The sequence below is a fragment of the Streptomyces sp. NPDC028368 genome (genome assembly GCF_055565615.1).
On sequence record NZ_JBVHTY010000004.1, the window covers coordinates 631,066 to 647,386 of the forward strand.

The 16,321-nt window shown below is 66.9% G+C and carries 12 protein-coding genes; all 12 read right to left on the reverse strand.

What is annotated here, in order from left to right:
- Positions 1 to 3,619, reverse strand: a 3,619-nt coding sequence (locus tag ACZ4S3_RS12750; RefSeq protein WP_467931612.1) for a type I polyketide synthase, incomplete at its 3' end; no start/stop codon positions are given.
- Positions 3,620 to 4,006: 387 nt separating this feature from the next.
- Positions 4,007 to 6,856: an ATP-binding protein gene (locus ACZ4S3_RS12755; protein WP_467931456.1), complete on the reverse strand. Its 2,850-nt coding sequence runs from the start codon at positions 6,854 to 6,856 to the stop codon at positions 4,007 to 4,009.
- Positions 6,857 to 7,705: 849 nt separating this feature from the next.
- Positions 7,706 to 8,215, reverse strand: a complete 510-nt coding sequence (locus ACZ4S3_RS12760) for an EF-hand domain-containing protein (RefSeq protein WP_467931460.1) — start codon at positions 8,213 to 8,215, stop codon at positions 7,706 to 7,708.
- 390 nt (positions 8,216 to 8,605) lie between these two features.
- Positions 8,606 to 9,100, reverse strand: a complete 495-nt coding sequence (locus tag ACZ4S3_RS12765; protein WP_467931465.1) for a cytochrome P450 — start codon at positions 9,098 to 9,100, stop codon at positions 8,606 to 8,608.
- A 67-nt stretch (positions 9,101 to 9,167) separates the two neighbouring features.
- Complete coding sequence (locus ACZ4S3_RS12770; RefSeq protein ID WP_467931469.1) at positions 9,168 to 9,833, reverse strand: cytochrome P450 family protein; 666 nt, start codon at positions 9,831 to 9,833, stop codon at positions 9,168 to 9,170.
- A gap of 577 nt (positions 9,834 to 10,410) precedes the next feature.
- Positions 10,411 to 10,860, reverse strand: coding sequence for a hypothetical protein (locus tag ACZ4S3_RS12775; protein WP_467931473.1), 450 nt, complete (start codon positions 10,858 to 10,860; stop codon positions 10,411 to 10,413).
- Between the two features lie 122 nt (positions 10,861 to 10,982).
- A complete protein-coding gene (locus ACZ4S3_RS12780) occupies positions 10,983 to 11,759 on the reverse strand; it encodes an aldo/keto reductase (protein ID WP_467931477.1) in 777 nt (258 codons plus the stop codon).
- Positions 11,756 to 12,355, reverse strand: a complete 600-nt coding sequence (locus ACZ4S3_RS12785; protein WP_467931481.1) for an AAA family ATPase — start codon at positions 12,353 to 12,355, stop codon at positions 11,756 to 11,758. The genes ACZ4S3_RS12780 and ACZ4S3_RS12785 overlap by 4 nt, the downstream gene beginning before the upstream one ends.
- A complete protein-coding gene (locus tag ACZ4S3_RS12790; RefSeq protein WP_467931485.1) occupies positions 12,349 to 12,951 on the reverse strand; it encodes a 3'-5' exonuclease in 603 nt (200 codons plus the stop codon). Before ACZ4S3_RS12790 ends, ACZ4S3_RS12785 begins: the two co-directional genes overlap by 7 nt.
- Complete coding sequence (locus ACZ4S3_RS12795; RefSeq protein ID WP_467931490.1) at positions 12,948 to 14,126, reverse strand: radical SAM protein; 1,179 nt, start codon at positions 14,124 to 14,126, stop codon at positions 12,948 to 12,950. The genes ACZ4S3_RS12790 and ACZ4S3_RS12795 overlap by 4 nt, the downstream gene beginning before the upstream one ends.
- 23 nt (positions 14,127 to 14,149) lie before the next feature.
- On the reverse strand, positions 14,150 to 15,187 hold the full coding sequence (locus tag ACZ4S3_RS12800; RefSeq protein WP_467931493.1) for a nucleoside-diphosphate kinase: 1,038 nt from the start codon (positions 15,185 to 15,187) through the stop codon (positions 14,150 to 14,152).
- Positions 15,184 to 16,321: thymidylate synthase (locus ACZ4S3_RS12805; protein ID WP_467931498.1), on the reverse strand; the 1,138-nt coding region annotated here is incomplete at its 5' end. The genes ACZ4S3_RS12800 and ACZ4S3_RS12805, both read right to left, overlap by 4 nt.

Consider the following 16,321-nt stretch of genomic DNA (forward strand, 5'->3'; position numbering starts at 1 on the left):
GGTGGAGGGCGACGAGGGAGGAGGAGCAGGCGGTGTCGACCGTCACTGCCGGGCCCTCCAGCCCGAAGGCGTATGCCACACGCCCCGAAGCCACGCTCAGGGCATTGCCGGTGAGCAGATAGCCCCCCGTTCCGTTGTCGCCCTCGTGAAGTCGCGGGCCGTACTCCTGAGCCATCGCGCCCACGAACACACCGGTGCTGCTGCCGCGCAGCCTGTCCGGATCGATCCCGGCGCGTTCGCAAGCCTCCCAGGAGGTCTGCAGCAGCATGCGTTGCTGCGGGTCCATCGCCGCCGCCTCGCGGGGACTGATGCCGAAGAACTCCGCGTCGAAACCGGCGACTTCGTTGAGAAATCCGCCGTGCCGCGCGTAGCTCTTGCCCGGCACGCCGGGTTCCGGGTCGTACAGGCCCTCCAGGTCCCATCCGCGGTCCCTGGGGAAGGGACCGATCGCATCGACGCCCTCATCGACCAGCCGCCACAGGTCCTCGGGAGAAGCGACACCGCCCGGGTAGCGGCAGGCCATGCCAACGATCACGACCGGGTCGTCGGCGTGCACGGCCGACGACATCCCAGACGCTGCGGGCAGACCGGTCGGCCCCTCGTTTCCCAGCACCAGCTCTACCAGCCGACACGCCAGTCGCGACGGGCTCGGATAGTCGTAAACGATGGTGTCTGGCAACACCAGCCCGGTCGCATCCGACAGCTTTGTGCGGAGCTGGACCGCCAACAGCGAGTCCATGCCGAGCTCGCGGAACGACCGGTGGGCCCCCACGGTGTCCGTGGTCAGATGGCCGAGCACCATCGCCGTCTGCAACCGCACCAGCTCCAGCGCCTGACCATGACGCTCGTCCTCCGGCAGTCTGGCGAGCCGGTCCCGCCACGTCGGGCTCTGTGTGGCGGTCGCCGCAGGCTCCTCCACGAGGTGCCGGACGATGGAGCGCGTGTCTGGCTCGAACGTGGTGGAGGCATCCGGCCAGTAGCTCTCGCGCTGGAACGCGTAGGTGGGCAATGGCACACGGCGGGGGGCCCGCCCGGTGAACACGGCGGACCAGTTAACGGGAACGCCGTGTACGTGAAGCTCCGCCAAGGACGCCATCACCAACGGCCACGGTGCGGCGTTGCGCCGCAGTGAACCGACGACCAGCGCGTCCGGCAGTGTCTCTCGCAGTCCGAGGGTGAGAACGGGATGTGGGCTCGACTCCACGAACGTGCCGAACCCCGCCTCGGCCATCGTCCTGAGCGCGCTCTCGAAGAGCACGGGCTGACGGAGATTGGCGTACCAGTACGCGGCGTCCAGCGAGGTGGTGTCGACGGCGAAGCCGGTGACGGTCGAGTAGAACACGGTGTCGCACGCACGCGGATTCACGCCGGCCAACTGCTCCAGCAACCGTTCCCGTACGCCCTCGACATCCGGCGAATGCGAGGCGAAGTCCACGGGCACGGCCTTCGAGCGGATCCCGTCCCTTTCGCATCGGGTAAGCAGCCCGGCGACGGCCTCGGAGGAGCCGGTCACGATCGTGGTGCCGGGCCCGTTGACGGCCGCGATGCTCAGCTTCTCTCCGAACGGAGCGAGATATTCGGCGGCCCGGGGCGCCGGCAGCGGTACCGACGCCATGGCCCCGGTGCCGGCCAGCGTCATAATGGCCTGGCTGCGCAGCGCCACGATCCTGGCGGCGTCCTCCAGGCTGAGCGCCCCCGCGATGTGCGCCGCCGCGACCTCACCCTGCGAGTGCCCGACCACCGCGCCCGGCCGCACGCCGAGCGACTCCCACACCCTCGCGAGCGAGACCATCACGGCGAACAGGGTGGGCTGGACGACGTCCGTGCGATCGAGGGACGGCGCACCGGGCGCGCTGGTGAGCGTGTCGAGCAACGACCAGTCGAGGTATGGGGCGAACGCGTCGTGGCAGGACTCGATTGATGCGCGGAAGACCGCCGACGTGCGCAGCAACTCGCACGCCATGCCGTCCCACTGCGAACCCTGTCCCGGAAACACCAGGGCGACTTTTCCGTGGTCACCCGCGCCCCCCGTGATAAGCCCCGGTGAATCGACCCCGGCGCGCAACGCCTCCAACTGCGCTTCGTGGTCAGGGCCAAGGGCGACGGCCCGGCGCTCGAAGTGTGTGCGCGTGCCGGCCAGCGACCAGCCGACATCGAACGCGTCGGCGCCCGCGCTCCGTTTCTCGAGCAACCGCCCGGCCTGGGCACGAAGGGCCGGCGCTGTGCGCCCCGACACCAGCCAGGGCACCAGCGGGAGCTGCGGCTCGCTCTCCTGCGGCTCGTCGCACTCGGGAGCGTTCTGCGCCGGGGCCTCACCGAGCACGACGTGGCAGTTCGTCCCGCCCACACCGAAGGAGCTCACTCCGGCCAGCACCTGGGCCCCCGGCCATGGGCCGCAAAGGGTCTGGACGCGCAGGTTCAACGCTTCGGTGTCGATGCGCGGATTCGGGGCCTCGTAATTGAGGCTGGCCGGGATCTGCCGGTGCCGGATGCTCAGTGCCGTCTTGATCAGTCCGACGATTCCGGCCGCGCCGCCCAAGTGCCCGACGTTCGTCTTGGCCGAGCCGACGAGGACGGGGGAGCCATCAGGACGGGCGCTGCCGTACACAGCGCCCACGCCTGCCGCCTCCACCGGGTCGCCCGCTGGGGTGCCTGTACCGTGGAGCTCCACATAGCCCACCCGTGCCGGATCCACGCCCGCGTCTTCACAGGCTCCCCGCAGGACCGCCGCCTGGGCCTCGGCGCTGGGAACGGTGAGGCCTTCGGTGGCGCCGTCGTTGTTGACCGCGCTGCCCAGGACAACCCCGTACACCGCATCGCCGTCGCTCATCGCGCGCGCCAACGGCTTCAGGACGACGACCCCACCGCCTTCGCCGCGCACGTAGCCGTTTGCCCGCGAGTCGAAGGTGAAGCAGCGGCCGTCCGCCGACAGCCCGCCGAACCGCCCGGCTACTTCAGCGCTTTCGGCAGCGAAGTTGAGTGCCACACCGCCGACCAGCGCCAGTGTGGACTCGCCCTTGCGCAGACTGTCCACCGCCAGGTGCACGGCCACCAACGACGACGACTGCGCGGAGTCGACAGCCAGGCTCGGGCCGCGCAGCCCCAGCGCATGGGAGACCCGGTTGGCGATGACGCCGCGGTTCAGCCCGGGGAGCGAGTGCTGCGTCACCGCGCCGCCACGCCGAGCCAGCGCGGCGTAGTCGCCGTCGAGCGCCCCGACGATGACGGCCGTCGCGGTGCCGCGCAGCGCTTCGGGCACGATCCTCGCATCCTCCAGGGCTTCCCAGGCCAGCTCGGCGAACATTCTCTGCTGCGGATCAATGGCCACGGCCTCGCGCGGAGAGATACCGAAGAACGCCGCGTCGAACTCGTCCACGCGATCCAGGAACCCGCCGTACCGCAGTCCGGCGCGGTGCGGCTCAGACATGTCCGGCAGTGCCGCGTCCGGATCCCAGCGGCCCCCGGGTACCTCAGTGATCGCGCTGCGACCCGCACGCAGCAACTCCCAGAAAGCACCGACGTCTGGCGCTTGGGGGAGGCGACACGACATACCGGTGATGGCGATGGCATCAGTACCGTAAAAACGATCACTCGTCATGGGGGCGAGTGCCTCCCTCATCGCACGCGTCGACAACGTCGGCAACCACCGGCGCCGCTCTTCGGTGGAGATCGTCAACCTCATCGCAGGGTCCTAGCTACCCGTATCGCCCCCTAGAGGAAGAAGCCCGATTCTTGGAGTAGACGGGGCGCGTCATCTGTCCTGGGTTTCGGCGGTCCAGTTGTGCCAGACACGGGCGGCTAGGGCGAGGAGTCGCTGGCCAGCGGGGGTGTGAACACGAGCGCGGCAGTAGCGGCCGACGGCGCGCGGCCAGCTAGGAGCGTTGGACCGACATCCGGGAGGCAGCAGAGGATTCCGGCAGCCGGTGTGCGAGGAGGCGCACCGAAGGCCCCGCCCTCCCTGCGGCGCTGGGACGTCACCACGGCAGGCTTGCGAGTTCACAACGGGTCAGGCGCTTTGGAAGCTGGCAACCTCCAAGAGCTGACCACGATTCCTGATGCTCATCTTGCGGTAGACGCGGGTCAGATGTTGTTCCACGGTACTGACCGTGATGAACAGCTTCTCGGCGATCTCGCGGTTGGCATAACCCTGAGCGGCGAGTATGGCGACGCGCCGTTCCGATTCACTGAGATCGTCGAAGGCTCCCTGATTCTTGTCGTGGTCACTGCCGCTGGGACCTGCGGCACCGCTCGTCGCGACCCGCGCTCTGGGCACGGATGCCGGAAGCAGGGAGCGGTACTTGGACTCCACCCCGCAGCTCTTGGCCAGCTGCCACGCTCGCCGTGCGGTCTGCCGTGCCCGGGTGTTTTCGCCGAGCTCGTGGTACGCGCGGCTCAGGTCGGCCAGGCTCGTGGTGGCTTCATCCCGTGCGCCGGCGACATCCAGCAAACTGAACGCCTCCTGCAGGATGGAGGGCTGCTTGGCCGTCGGCTGGACGAGGGCCCAGACGCGGAGGGCCATCCCCCGTGATCGTGTGAGCCCAGTGTCCGACTTCGCGAGCTGCGTTTTGACGGCGCGGGTCGCCCGGTCCGGCTCACCCAGACGCAACCACGCTTCGGCTTCGCCCAAGCGCCAAGGTGCCACTGTGGGCGTGTCGATCTTCCAGCGCCGCATCAGCGTGCCGCACTCCAGGAAGTCGGACAGTGCCATGTGTGTATTGCCGGTCTCCAGGTGGTAGCGACCCCGTGCGTACAGGTAATGAAGGCCCGCGCGCGTGAGGAACAACTCGGGTGGCGGTTCGGACGCCAAGTACCTGGCAGCGGCCTCATGGTGGCCCATAGCAGTGTGCGACTCCACAAGGATTGCCAGGGCCATCGCGCTGCTGACGTTCCACCTGGGTCCGGAAAGCCTGGCGTAGGCCTCCTCCGCCAGGCTCGTGGCGTCGGCCAGGTGCCCGCGACGCAGCGAAATGAGTGCGCCGGCGGATTTGAGTAGCCCCTGCCAGGCCGACTCCGTATATCTGTGAACTTTGGGGTCAAGCACCTCGAACCACTTGGCGGCGGCGCAGAGTTGATCTGCGTAGCACAGGGTAAGCAGCGCCGCCAGCAGGCCCTTGAGCTGCCATGCGGACGGCGTCTGGCAACCCTGGAGCACCTGTTCGGCTAAAGCGATGGCGTACTCGTCGGCACCGCGCTCGATGGCGCGTGCCAGGGCTTGCCGGGAGCGTAGCTCGGAGATGGATGTGGCCGAGACGTCGGTCGTCGGAAGAGGACGGCGAGGCCGGCCGAGCATGCCCAGGAACTCCGAAGCCATGTACAGTCGGGTGCCGTTCAGCGCTGGTGTTGCTTCCTCCTCGCCGTTGTTGACGTAATCGATGATCTCCAGGGCGTTGTCGAAGTCAAGGTGGAACATCAGGCCCTCGGCGACCTGCAGGGCGTCGGCTCCCGTCAATCTTCCTTCAAGGACGGGCGCTTTGAGATTGAGGAAGTGCTGGGCGGACCCGGCGGGCCGGAGCTGCCATTGGGTGGCGGCGAAGCGAGTCTTCAACGAGAGGCGCTCCGTCTCGTCTGCGCAGCACTCCCGGGCCAGTGCCAGGTACCGACTGCTCTGCTGAGCGTCACCGTCGGCCAGGGCCTGGCGGGCAGCCTCCTGGAGGACAGGTACCACCCAGCCCTCGTACAGTGGATCGATGTCGAGCAGGTGCGTGGCGACGGCCTGATGCGGTGCTCCGCTGTCGTAGAGCAGGCGAGCAGCGCGATAGCGCAGTTTGGTGGCCTCGTCGTGCGGCATCTCGCCGAGGATCGCTTGTCGAACGTGCGCGCACCGTAACAGCGCTCCATCCAGTACACCGATACCTGCAAGCAGCCAGAGGTGGCGTTTGACCAGCTCCACATCGATGCCGCTCAACCGGCTGACCAGGAGCGGGGTGGCCGCTTCGTCCAGTAGGGCAACGCACCGGGCGAGGTGGACCGCACGGGTGCCGAGCCGGTGCAGACACGCGAGAACCGCTTGGTGAAAGACGTGTCCCGTTGACAGTCCTTCCCCGGGAATCGGGGGATCGACACAGGGGACACTGGGCTCCGGGACGTGCTCGGTGCTCGGTTGGAGCGGGCCGCGTAGCCTGTGATCTTCGATGAGTGCTTGGACGAGCAGTGGATTCCCGCCAGTCAGAGCGTGAAGCTCGGCGATGAACCCGTCCGCAGGGATCGAAGGGAAGCGACTCGTGGCAAGCTGCCCGATGCCCGCGCGTGAGAGCGGCCCCAAATGGAAACGCCGCACGTTTGTCCGATACAGAAGATCGTCCAGGATGGACGACTGCTTGTCGACGGGGGTGTCGTGCGTGAACACAAGTGCGAGCGAAAGTTGAGCCAATCGCTGTGCGAGGTAGTTCAGGCAGGTGAGCGTGGCTTCGTCTGTGTGTTGGATGTCGTCCACCGTGATCACCAGGTGACGGTGAACTGCCCTATCGGCGATGATCCGGTGTATCTGCTGCGCGACGATCAAAGGGTGGTCATGGGGCACCGACGGGGGGAGAGCGCCGATCACGTCTGCCGCGCCGACGAGACATCCGCGGCGCGGCCCCCCGATGTCCGGAGCTCGATTGTTCGGGATTTTCGCGTCCATGGAATGGAGGAGCTGGGTGAGTGCGCTATAGGGGACGCCGCGGTCCTGGGGAGAACTCACTACGCTGAGTACCATGCTCTTGGCCATGGTAGCCCGTTCCACCATGGTATTGAGCACCGTGGTCTTTCCCATCGCAGTCAAGCCACTGATGGCGGCAACTCCCCCGCTCCCTTGCGCGGTCTGAATTAGTAGGTCGTCGAGTTGTTCGAGAACCTCTGCTCGCTCCACGAACATCGCTGAATTTCCCCCCTGCTGGCATGCGCATCGCGAGGCTGGGTTGTCTCCCCAGTCATCTCGAAATGGTAGCGGACTTCTCATTGCGAGGATTTCATGGCGATATTTAGTCGCCATTTGAGTGAGAGAAGGTCATGGGTGATCAGAAACCACCATTGCGTGAATGCGCGTGAGTGCCTTGTGCGGTCAGTGCTGGTCACTGATCGTTTCGGCGGAGCCTCGGGTGGACGCGATCGTGTAACTGCATCGAAGTGGGAGACGACGCGTGTTTCGGTTGAGGGTAATGCTGATGCAGGGGCCTCGGGCGAGATGCTGTCCGGTACCGATACTCGCCTCGGCGGAAAACAACGCGACGAAATAATTTCCGCTTCGATGGCGAAGTCCTCGTCACCAGTGCCTGGCCGATGAGGATGGCCTCCCGTCCACTGCGGGTCCGGACAGGCACAAGCCGATCTCGTTGGCTGATGGCTCATTCTCGGATGGTGCCCTCCTCCGTCCACGCCAGCCTCGGCTCGCACGGCCCGCGGGTACTTGTATCGCCGGGCCAGCTTCTCCGCCTTGGGGGAGCGTGACGCACCGCTCCCTGCGCCAGCCTGTTCGAAATGAAACACCCTGGCCGAGCAGGCGCCGGCTCAGATGCGAGCGCACCTGTCGAGAGACTGGTGGGGCTCCGACGAGGAGCGCAGGACCGTCCGACGCGGTGGTGCTTGGACGAAGCAGTTGTTCAGTGCATTCATGCAACGCGGGTTCGATGGCGTCCATGGCCCTCGTTGGAGAGCCAAAGGACCGCCCCTCGAAGCGCGATGGGCGGTCCTGGGAAGCCGCTTCGGCGGCCTTTCTACTGCGGTCTCAGGAGACGGAAGCGAACGGGTCGCGGCCGATGAGGTGTTCGACCATGGCCTTCTGCCATTCGTCGCGCGAGACAAGGCCGTCGCCGTCGGTGTCCATCACGTTCATCAGCTGCTCGGCCACATCACTGCCGTGGCCGTAGATCTGGATGATCTTGGTGAACTCCTGGAGGTCGAGCTGGCCGTCACCGTTGGTGTCGGCCAGCGAGAACTCAAGCGCCGCGCGCTCTGCGGCATGCTCGAAGCCTGCACGTGAGCCGTTCTCCAGTGCCGCGCGGAACTCCTCGCGGGTGACGCGGTCGTCGCCGTCGGAGTTCGCTGTGGCGGCCAGCTGGTCCCAGAGGGTTGCGTACTCCTGCTTCACTGCCTGGAGCTTCTTCGGGTCCGCCTGCGGAAAGAGGCTTTCGAACTGAGCGCCCAGATGCGCGAAGTCGGCAGCCGTGATCGCGCCGTTGCCGTCGCGGTCAAGATGGGAGAACCAGAAGTCCGATCGCTGCTCAACGTTGTTCATCGTTGCCATTCCTGGAACCTTTCTCGAAGTCGCGGGAACCGGCCGAAGCCGTGGGGGCCGGTCTGTCGGAGTGCACACCGCGAGGCCATTGAGTTTCAAGTGGGAATTGCACTTCTGATCGCAATCAAGCCACCGAATAGTTGTTCGGGCGCCTCCCCGGAATCACTCGAAAGAGTGAGGAGGCTGATGAAAACCGCGCGATGTGATGGATTTTGAAGCCTTGTGGTCCTGGTTTACGATGGATCGGTGGAGACGGCTGTGTCCCTCGTGCACTTCTCCGGACTGGTTCGTGAACCGAACGGGGGCACCGACTCCGGCAGCGCCGCCGTTCGGCCCGGTCTTCCGGCTTCCGGGAGAAAGTGGTCCGAAAAGAGACGGTGCAGCTGTCGGTCAGCGACCGAGGTAAAGGGGCAGTTTCGTATAGCCGGTAATGCCGTAGAGGGAACGGAACTCAGGAGCCTCGGCCGGCTCGATCCTCGGGAAGGCTTCGATCAGCCTCGGGAGAACCCCGGCACCCTCGATGCGCGCGAGGCTGCCCCCGAAGCAGTGGTGGGCTCCGGCGCTGAAGCTGAGGTGCGGACCGTCGTCCCGAGTGAGCTCCAGGCGATGCGGGTCGGGGAACCGGGCCGGATCGCGGTTGGCGGCGGCGAGCAGTGCCAGGACGAGGGCACCCTCCGGAATCTCGGTTCCGCCGATGGTGACCGGCCGCGTGGTGAGCCGACTCGATGTGGTGGTGTGGGTGGTGTAGTGCAGCAGTTCCTCGACGGCCGACGGCGTGATGCTCTTGTCCGCGCGCCAGCGATTCAGCTCGTCGGGGTGCTCCATGAGCGAGACCATGCCGGTCGCGATCAGGTTCGTGGTGCCCGCGAAGCCCGCCGTGAACACGAGTTCGACCTGAGCGAGCAGTTCATCCTCGTCGAGACGGCTCCTGCCGGATTCCTAGGACGGCAGGTCATCGCCCAGGCTGGTGCGGTGTGGTGACCGCCTCCCGGAAGTACCCGACCAGCTCCTCGGCGGCCGTATTGGCTCGCGCCAGGTCTTCCTCGCCGTAGGCGGCAGGGAGGACCAATGACCGGATGTCGCCCAGCCTCCAGAGGCGCTTACCGTCCTCGAACGGAATGCCGAGAATGTCGCAGACGACCGCGATGGGAAGAGGCGTGGCCAGCCGTTCGACGAGGTCGACGGGCTCGCCGCCGGCCGCCCGCTCGATGAGGTCGTCGATGAAGCCGTCTGCCACTCGCTGTACCACGGACCGCATCTTCTCGATCCTGCCAGGAGTGAAAGGGTGGCTGGCCGGGCCGCGGATGCGGCGGTGATCGGGCTGGTTGAGGGCCGACATGGTGTTCATGAATAGACGTAGGGACGAATGGTCGGGCCAGTCCTCATGCCTGACCGTGGCGGCACGGGCGCCGCTGTGGACGTCGGGCAAACGCAGGAACTCGGTGACCTCGTCGTACCCGGTCAGTGCCCACATTCTGAGCGTGGGGCTGTAATGCACCCGGTTCACGGACCGCAGCGTCTCGTACAGCGGGAATGGGTCGGTCGGGGGAGGGGGTGTGAAGACATCCACGAGCGCTTCTTCGGCTTGCTGGTGTGCTGGCGCTGCGCCGATGGTCATTGATGACTTCCCTCTCGTGTGTCCAGTTGGCGGCGAAGGCCGAAGCGCCTGGCCGTTGGAGTTCTTCCGCGGGGTGCTCCGTGCGGGACCGTAGGCCAACTGACCTTCAACAGTGCACTGTTGGCGCCCGTGTGGGTGATGGATCGTGCTGACATTCGATATTGACTGGGCTGACTGCGGCGCGAGGGCGGCCGGGACGCCGACGACGCCTACCTCTCTGAGACGGGCAAGGAGAGCCTGAGCCGTCTGGAGATCTCCGAGGACGTCCGCCGCCCGTCCGTCGTCAACCTCAACAACCCCACGCTGTACCGCTACGACGCCACCCGGCCGGCTGGTGGGCGCCCACGCCCTCCCGGGCCCCAGCTGGCCGCGCCGGTGACTGGCCGACGCACGATGGGCGCCGACAGTGCGTTCCTGCTTGCCCTGTACACCGAGATGTACGGCGTCCCGGCGGACGATCTACCCCCCAGCAGCTGTCCGGGCACCCGGTTCCCGCTGCTCGAGGACGCCCACGCCGGAGGACACCTGTGGAACGACCTCACGGCTGGACCGGCGACCCCCATCTGAGCCCCTCCGCCTAGGCGGCTGCGTTGCCATAGACGGGGACTTCTGGGAGGAGGCATGGTGGTGCGTAGGGACGCACCACGTGTCCTTCGATGTAGGCCGTCTCACCTGTGGCGAGGGCCTGCAGTCCGACCATGAGCCGCAGCCGCCCCTTCCCCGGTAGTCCGTCGACGACGCTCATGGTGGGCAGTACGCGTACATCTGCCCGCGGGTCGCGGTAGATGAGGTGCTTGGCATCCTCGCGGGTCATCGGCTCAGTCGTCGCCAGTACGTGCGTGATGACCTTCCTGCGCCGCAACTGCACCCAGGCCAGGGCGACGCGCCGCAGAAGAGGGAGACCGTCCGGAACGCCACGAAGAACGTCATGGGCGGCCTGTTGTGGGGTCTGCCCACCTTGCACGGTTCCGGTGGGCATCATGATGCTACCGAGGAGGTCAGCGACGACCAGCTTGTCTGCCCCCACGGGGACCAGCAAGGTCACCACGACGATTGGCGGCCGCCAGTTTTCGTACGGGACCGCCTTCCGAGCAGGAGCAGGATCGGTGCTGCGAGCAGCGGGAATGACAGGAGCTGCAATTGTGGGCATCAGACTTCGCCTGTCACAGCGGCGACGATCTGTTCGAGGTGCTGAGGCTGACTGGTGCTGGGGATCGGGGCCACGTGGCGCCCGAGGCTGAGCAGCCAGTGGAGAGGGGCGAGGACTCCGTGCGCACGGGCCAGGGTGCCGGCGTCGAACGGCCGGTACGGCACATACGGGATGCCCAGGTCTCGGCAGAGTTCCAGGGCCGGGTCGAAGTGGTCGCTCATGTTGAGGACGTTCTGCACGGCTGCGACGGTGAGTTCCTTGCCCACCTGGCGAATGTCGTCGGGGGCGACCTTCGACAGACCGATGTGCCCGATCTTGCCTTCGTCCTGCAGGGCCTGCAGGACGGCGATTTGATCGTCGAGGGCGACTTCCCGGTCAATGCGGTGGAGGTAGCACAGCTCTAGCCGTTCAACACCGAGACGACGCAGGCTCGCGTCGACACATGCCCGGAGGTACGCCGGGTGGCCGTGCGGCGCCCACACATCCGGGGTGGGGCGGAGCATGCCGACCTTCGTGGCAATCAGAACGTGTTCCGGGTAGGGGTGGAGGGCTTCGCGGACCAAATGCTCGACGGTGTGGGGGCCGTAGGCGTCCGCGGTGTCGATGTGCGTGATCCCGTAGGTGTGCACGGCCTGTCGGAGCACGCTGATCGCGCAGTTGCGGTCGGGCGGGTCTCCCCAGATGCCGGGGCCGGTCAGGCGCATGGTGCCGAACCCGAGTCGGGAGACGAACTTCCCGGCGATGGTGATGGTGCCCGCAGGCGGCGTGGCGGTCATACGGCGGCCTCCTGAAGACAAACCTCAAGGGCGTGCTGGACGGCCCGAGTCTGGCTGTTGCGGTCACTGGTGACCCGGTAGTGCGGGATCGCGTCGTCAGCGAGGAGGCTGTGAACGTGCTGGTTCACCAGGAGCCGGTATCGGGCGTCGTAGTCGTGACCCTCGCCGACTGGTACGGACTCGTCGAGAACGGTGGCCAGGAGCAGGTCGTACTTCGGCAACTGCGTGGCCACGAGGAGCCGTAGACGCTCGCACTCCAGCTGCTCACAGCGTTCGCCGCGGTAGTCGAGCGCCGCGTGAAGGTAGGCAAGCGCGTCCAGGGAGGCCCGGTCGGCGAGGACCACTTCGGCGCCCACCGCAGTCGCGGCGGCGATCTCGTCGGCGATGCCCTGGGTGATGATCCACTCGGTGGACGCCGTGGTGTGCTGGGTCATCTTCGGAAGGCCGATGCCGGCGGCACGCTTGGCGAGGCGGCCCGTGCGGGCCACAGTCACCCCGTGGCCGCGCAGCTCCATCTCTATCCGCTTCAGCAACGTCGTCTTGCCGGTCGAGTGGGTGCCGAGCACCCCGATACAGATCGGTTGGGAATTCACCACAGGGTCGGGTCCTTCTCTGGTTCGGGGGCGCCAGGCAGGCCTGGCGGCACGGCCGCTGCGACGAGCTGGTCCCAGGTCTCGTAGTGGGTGGCCATGGCGATGAGGAGCTGCGCCGTGGCGAAGGCGTCGTACGTGGCGCGGTGTCGCTGCTGCGGGGCCGCGTTCAGGTTCGGCTGGACGTGTTCGATCAATGCGTCGAGGGTGTACTTCTGCAGGCCGGAGTAGGTGGCCCTGGCCAGCCGGAGCGTGTCGAGCACCCCGGCCGGGTGCCATCGTGGAAGGTGCGTCGACAGCACCTTGTAGTCCACGTGCGCGTTGTGGGCACAGATCCACGACTCGCCCAGGAGCGCGTGGACCTGGTCGGCGATCTCCTCCCAGCCCGGCTCGCGCTCCAGCCGCTGATTGGTCAGGCCGTGAACTCGAGCAGCGAAGGGCGTGACAGGGCGCCGTGGCTTCGTCAGCCACGCCCCCGCAGTGCTCGTGTCTGGCTGCCCCTGGCGTACGGGCAGGGCAGCGACCTCGACCAGGTCGGGTGGGTTGGTGCCGTTGCCCTCGACGTCGACGACGAGCAGCGTGGGCCAAGAGGAGAAGTTCATGCTGGTGGGGTTCCGTCCTCCGCCTGCCAGCCGATGACGGCTCGACCGTGCCGGCGGTAGTGGTGGGGCTTGTCTCGGTCGTGGCACTGGTAGCCGAATCCGTGCTGGAGGTAGTAGCGCGGCGGCTCGTCCAGTCCCTCGACGACAATTGCACGCTCGTTGACCTCGACCGGGCTGGTCGCGCCGAGTCCTCGCGCTTCTTGGGTGACGGTCGTCAAGTCCGGCTTGACCCAGGCTGCCTGGCACTTCGCGATCTGCTCGGGCGGGCAGATATCGCACAGTTCCTTGATGCCGTAGTGCCCGTTGTAGTCGGCCTCGCCGTGGGCGTATGCCACGCCGCAGGAGGTCTTACGGAACAGGGCGCCCCAAGAGCCGTCCTTCTCGAAGGCGTCGAGTACGCGCTGCTCGGCGACTTCCGGCATGATCTTGCGTCGGGCCGTCTCGTCGTACGGCATCGGCAGACCGTGTGCCTCGTAGTATGCGGCGATCTCCTTGCGGAAGAACAGCCCCGTGAAGACAGTGGCGTGCGCGTACTGGGAGAGCTCGCAGGCCCGAGCGAGGTCGGCGTCGGAGTCGTTGAGGCCGGGCACGATGGGCCGCCAGTACAGCACGGTGCGGTAGCGCTCGGCGTGCTCGTATAGGGTGCGCAGGCTCTCCGCGGCGATGTGAGAGTCCACCGGCTCGATCTTCGGATTCGAGATGTGCGAGTGCGTCACCAGGACGGTCAGACGTAAGTTCTCGAAGCTGTTGAGGACGGCGCAATCGTCGGGGGCCACCCGCCACCGGGTGATGATCAGGACATGGTTGGTCAGGCCCTGCTCGTCCAGCTTCCTCAGCACAGTGAACAGGTGGGGCTTTACCACGGGCAGCATGGGGTCGGTGGCCCGGTTCAGGAGCTGGATAGGCGTCTTGTGCGCCCTGAAGTACGGATGGGTGATCAGGCGGGTGGCCGCGTCCTCGTCGCTCATCAGACGCCGCGGGACCTTCATCTCGAAGTTGTCGAAGAGGTGCCGCACGCAGTACCCGCAGTCCAGCGGACAGCCGACGATCCAGTTCAGCGACAGACCGGACTTGCGGTACTCGATCACGTCCGCAAGCTCCGGCTTGAGGCTGCCGATCTTGTTCGTGGACAGGATGGGTAAAGCACGACGAGGGACAGAGGTGGGAGTGCTCATCAAGGTCTCCAGGTCTGGGGAGGTCAGGCGTCGGCCGGCGCACTTTGCGCCGGGAACGGTGGGGCCAGCAGGTCGCGGCGGCCTGCGCCGTACCACGTGCCGAAGTCGCGACGAGCCGAGTCAGGGTCGTCGGATGTGTGCACGAGGTTGCGTACGAGCCGCTTCTCCGCGAGCGCGGCTTCAAGGCCGTCTTCGCCGAGGTCGCCGCGGATCGTGCCCGGTGCGGCCCGAGTGGGGTCGAAGTGGCCCAGCAGGTCACGCAGCCGGGCGTGCACGCCGGGATCGCCATGCGCGAGAGCGACAGTGACCTGCCGTCCTGCGTACGCCTCCTCCAGGCACGCGGGGATGTCCCGGTCGGGGAACCAGTCGCGATCCACGAGCAGGTCCCAGTAGTGCACGTGGGCCTGCCACGGTTGCACGGTGACCTCGCGCCGGTTGGTGACGGTGGCCCCCACGGCTGCGATGCGTTCCAGCACAGCGTCGACGAGGCCCCGTTCGACCGCGTCCGGCTTGCACAGGATGACCGAGCACCGGTTGAAGTCCGATACCTTCAGCGCCCGTCCCGGCCCGTACCACGTGCCGAAGTCGCGGCGGGCCGCGTCGGGGTCGTCGGAGGTGTGCACGAGGTTGCGTACGAGCCGCTTCTCCGCGAGTGCGGCTTCAAGGCTGTCCTCGCCGAGGTCGCCCCGGATCGTGCCGGCCACGGCCTGGGCGGGGTCGGTGTGGCCAAGAAGGCGTCGCAGTCGGGCGTGAATGTCGGTTCCGCCGTGGGCGAAGGCGACGGCCACCGGGCGTCCGGTGTACGCGGCGTTGATGTGTCCTGGCATGTCCGGCGGACGACGGCCAGGGTCGGCCAGCATGTCTCGGTAGACGACGTGGGCTTGCCAGGATTCGGCCACAAGGTCCATGCGGCCCAGCACTGAGACGCCGGACCGCGCGATCCTGTCGAGGACGTGGTTGACCAGACCACGCTCCACGGCGTCCGGCTTGCACAGAATGACGACCCAGCGGTCGAAGTCGATGCCGTCCACCACGGCGCCGCTCGGCGGCTTCCGGCTCACTGCTCGCCCCCGGCGGTCGCGCACGCTGGCCAGCGATGCCCGAGGAGCCAGCGCAGGCCGGGGTGCAACGCAGCGAGCACGTCACGGCTCACGGTGTCGGTCTGGTCGTGCGTGATCTGCCGGTACACCTCGAAGAGAAGCACGGCCTGTTGCCAGTAGGCGTCCACGTCGAGGCCCGCGATGTCGTCCCCGCTGTACTGGGCTTTGTTCGTACGCAACAGCTCCTCGTGTTCGAGGACCCTGGTGATGGTGGTGGGGTTGGTCTCCTGCGACATGGCCGGGAAGGGGAAGTGCTGCGGGTGGCGGCGAACATCCGCCTCGTTCAGCACCTTGTTGACGCGCTCGGCATTCCGGTCGTTGACGTGCGCCGAGCCGATGAAGTGGGTGTACGTCCCCAGCTCCAGGCCGAGCTGAACGGCGGCATACTCGTGGATCATCGTGAAGCTGAACACGTCGCTGAGCAGGCCACAGTCCAGGTCGTTGGCCCGCATGTGGCACACCATGTGGAGGTGTCCGTCGCGGGCGAGCAGGTGCAGCCCGGCCAGGCACGCCATGTCAGCGTTGTCGCTGACGGCCAGCTCGGCGGCGGAGAAGACCGGAAGGTACCCGCGCTTGCTGTCGGTCTCCGTGCGCAGCAGTTCCAGGACACGGTCGAACGGCGAAATGGTGTCGCCATCGGCAGGGTTGAAGAGGGTGTAGCCGTAGGCTGAACCGCCCAGGTTGACACCGTCGGGGGAGCTGGAGCGCATGGACGGCGCGTAGTAGCCGATCATCTCCAGGTCTCGGCGGCCGGCCAGGTACCAGAGCGCTTCGGCGAACTGGAAGACCGGGTTCGCCTTCCGCGTCACCAGGTAGGGGAGCCTCTGGCGGGGGTCGGGCAAGCGGAAGCCGACGCCGATCACCTCGCGGGCCTCGTTGCCGCGGGCGGCAATGTGCTGCTCGTAGTTGGCTGAGGCCAGCCGCAGCAGGTCTAGTGACCTGAGTCGGAGTTTCGTCGTTGGTTGAGTGTGAGTCGTCCTGGACCGAAGATCCCGCCGTTGTCGGTAACTGATGCCCAGCGGGCCGTGCTTGAGGGTTGGGTGCGTCGGCGCTCGACTGCGCAGGCGTTGGCTCTGCGGTCGCGGATCGTTCTCG

Bases quoted from the DNA above. Each gene is read 5' to 3' on its own strand.
- ACZ4S3_RS12755 (WP_467931456.1), bottom strand. From the start codon at position 6,856: ATGTTCGTGGAGCGAGCAGAGGTTCTCGAACAACTCGACGACCTACTA.
- ACZ4S3_RS12760 (WP_467931460.1), bottom strand. From the start codon at position 8,215: ATGAACAACGTTGAGCAGCGATCGGACTTCTGGTTCTCCCATCTTGAC.
- ACZ4S3_RS12770 (WP_467931469.1), bottom strand. From the start codon at position 9,833: ATGACCATCGGCGCAGCGCCAGCACACCAGCAAGCCGAAGAAGCGCTC.
- ACZ4S3_RS12780 (WP_467931477.1), bottom strand. From the start codon at position 11,759: ATGACCGCCACGCCGCCTGCGGGCACCATCACCATCGCCGGGAAGTTC.
- ACZ4S3_RS12790 (WP_467931485.1), bottom strand. From the start codon at position 12,951: ATGAACTTCTCCTCTTGGCCCACGCTGCTCGTCGTCGACGTCGAGGGC.
- ACZ4S3_RS12795 (WP_467931490.1), bottom strand. From the start codon at position 14,126: ATGAGCACTCCCACCTCTGTCCCTCGTCGTGCTTTACCCATCCTGTCC.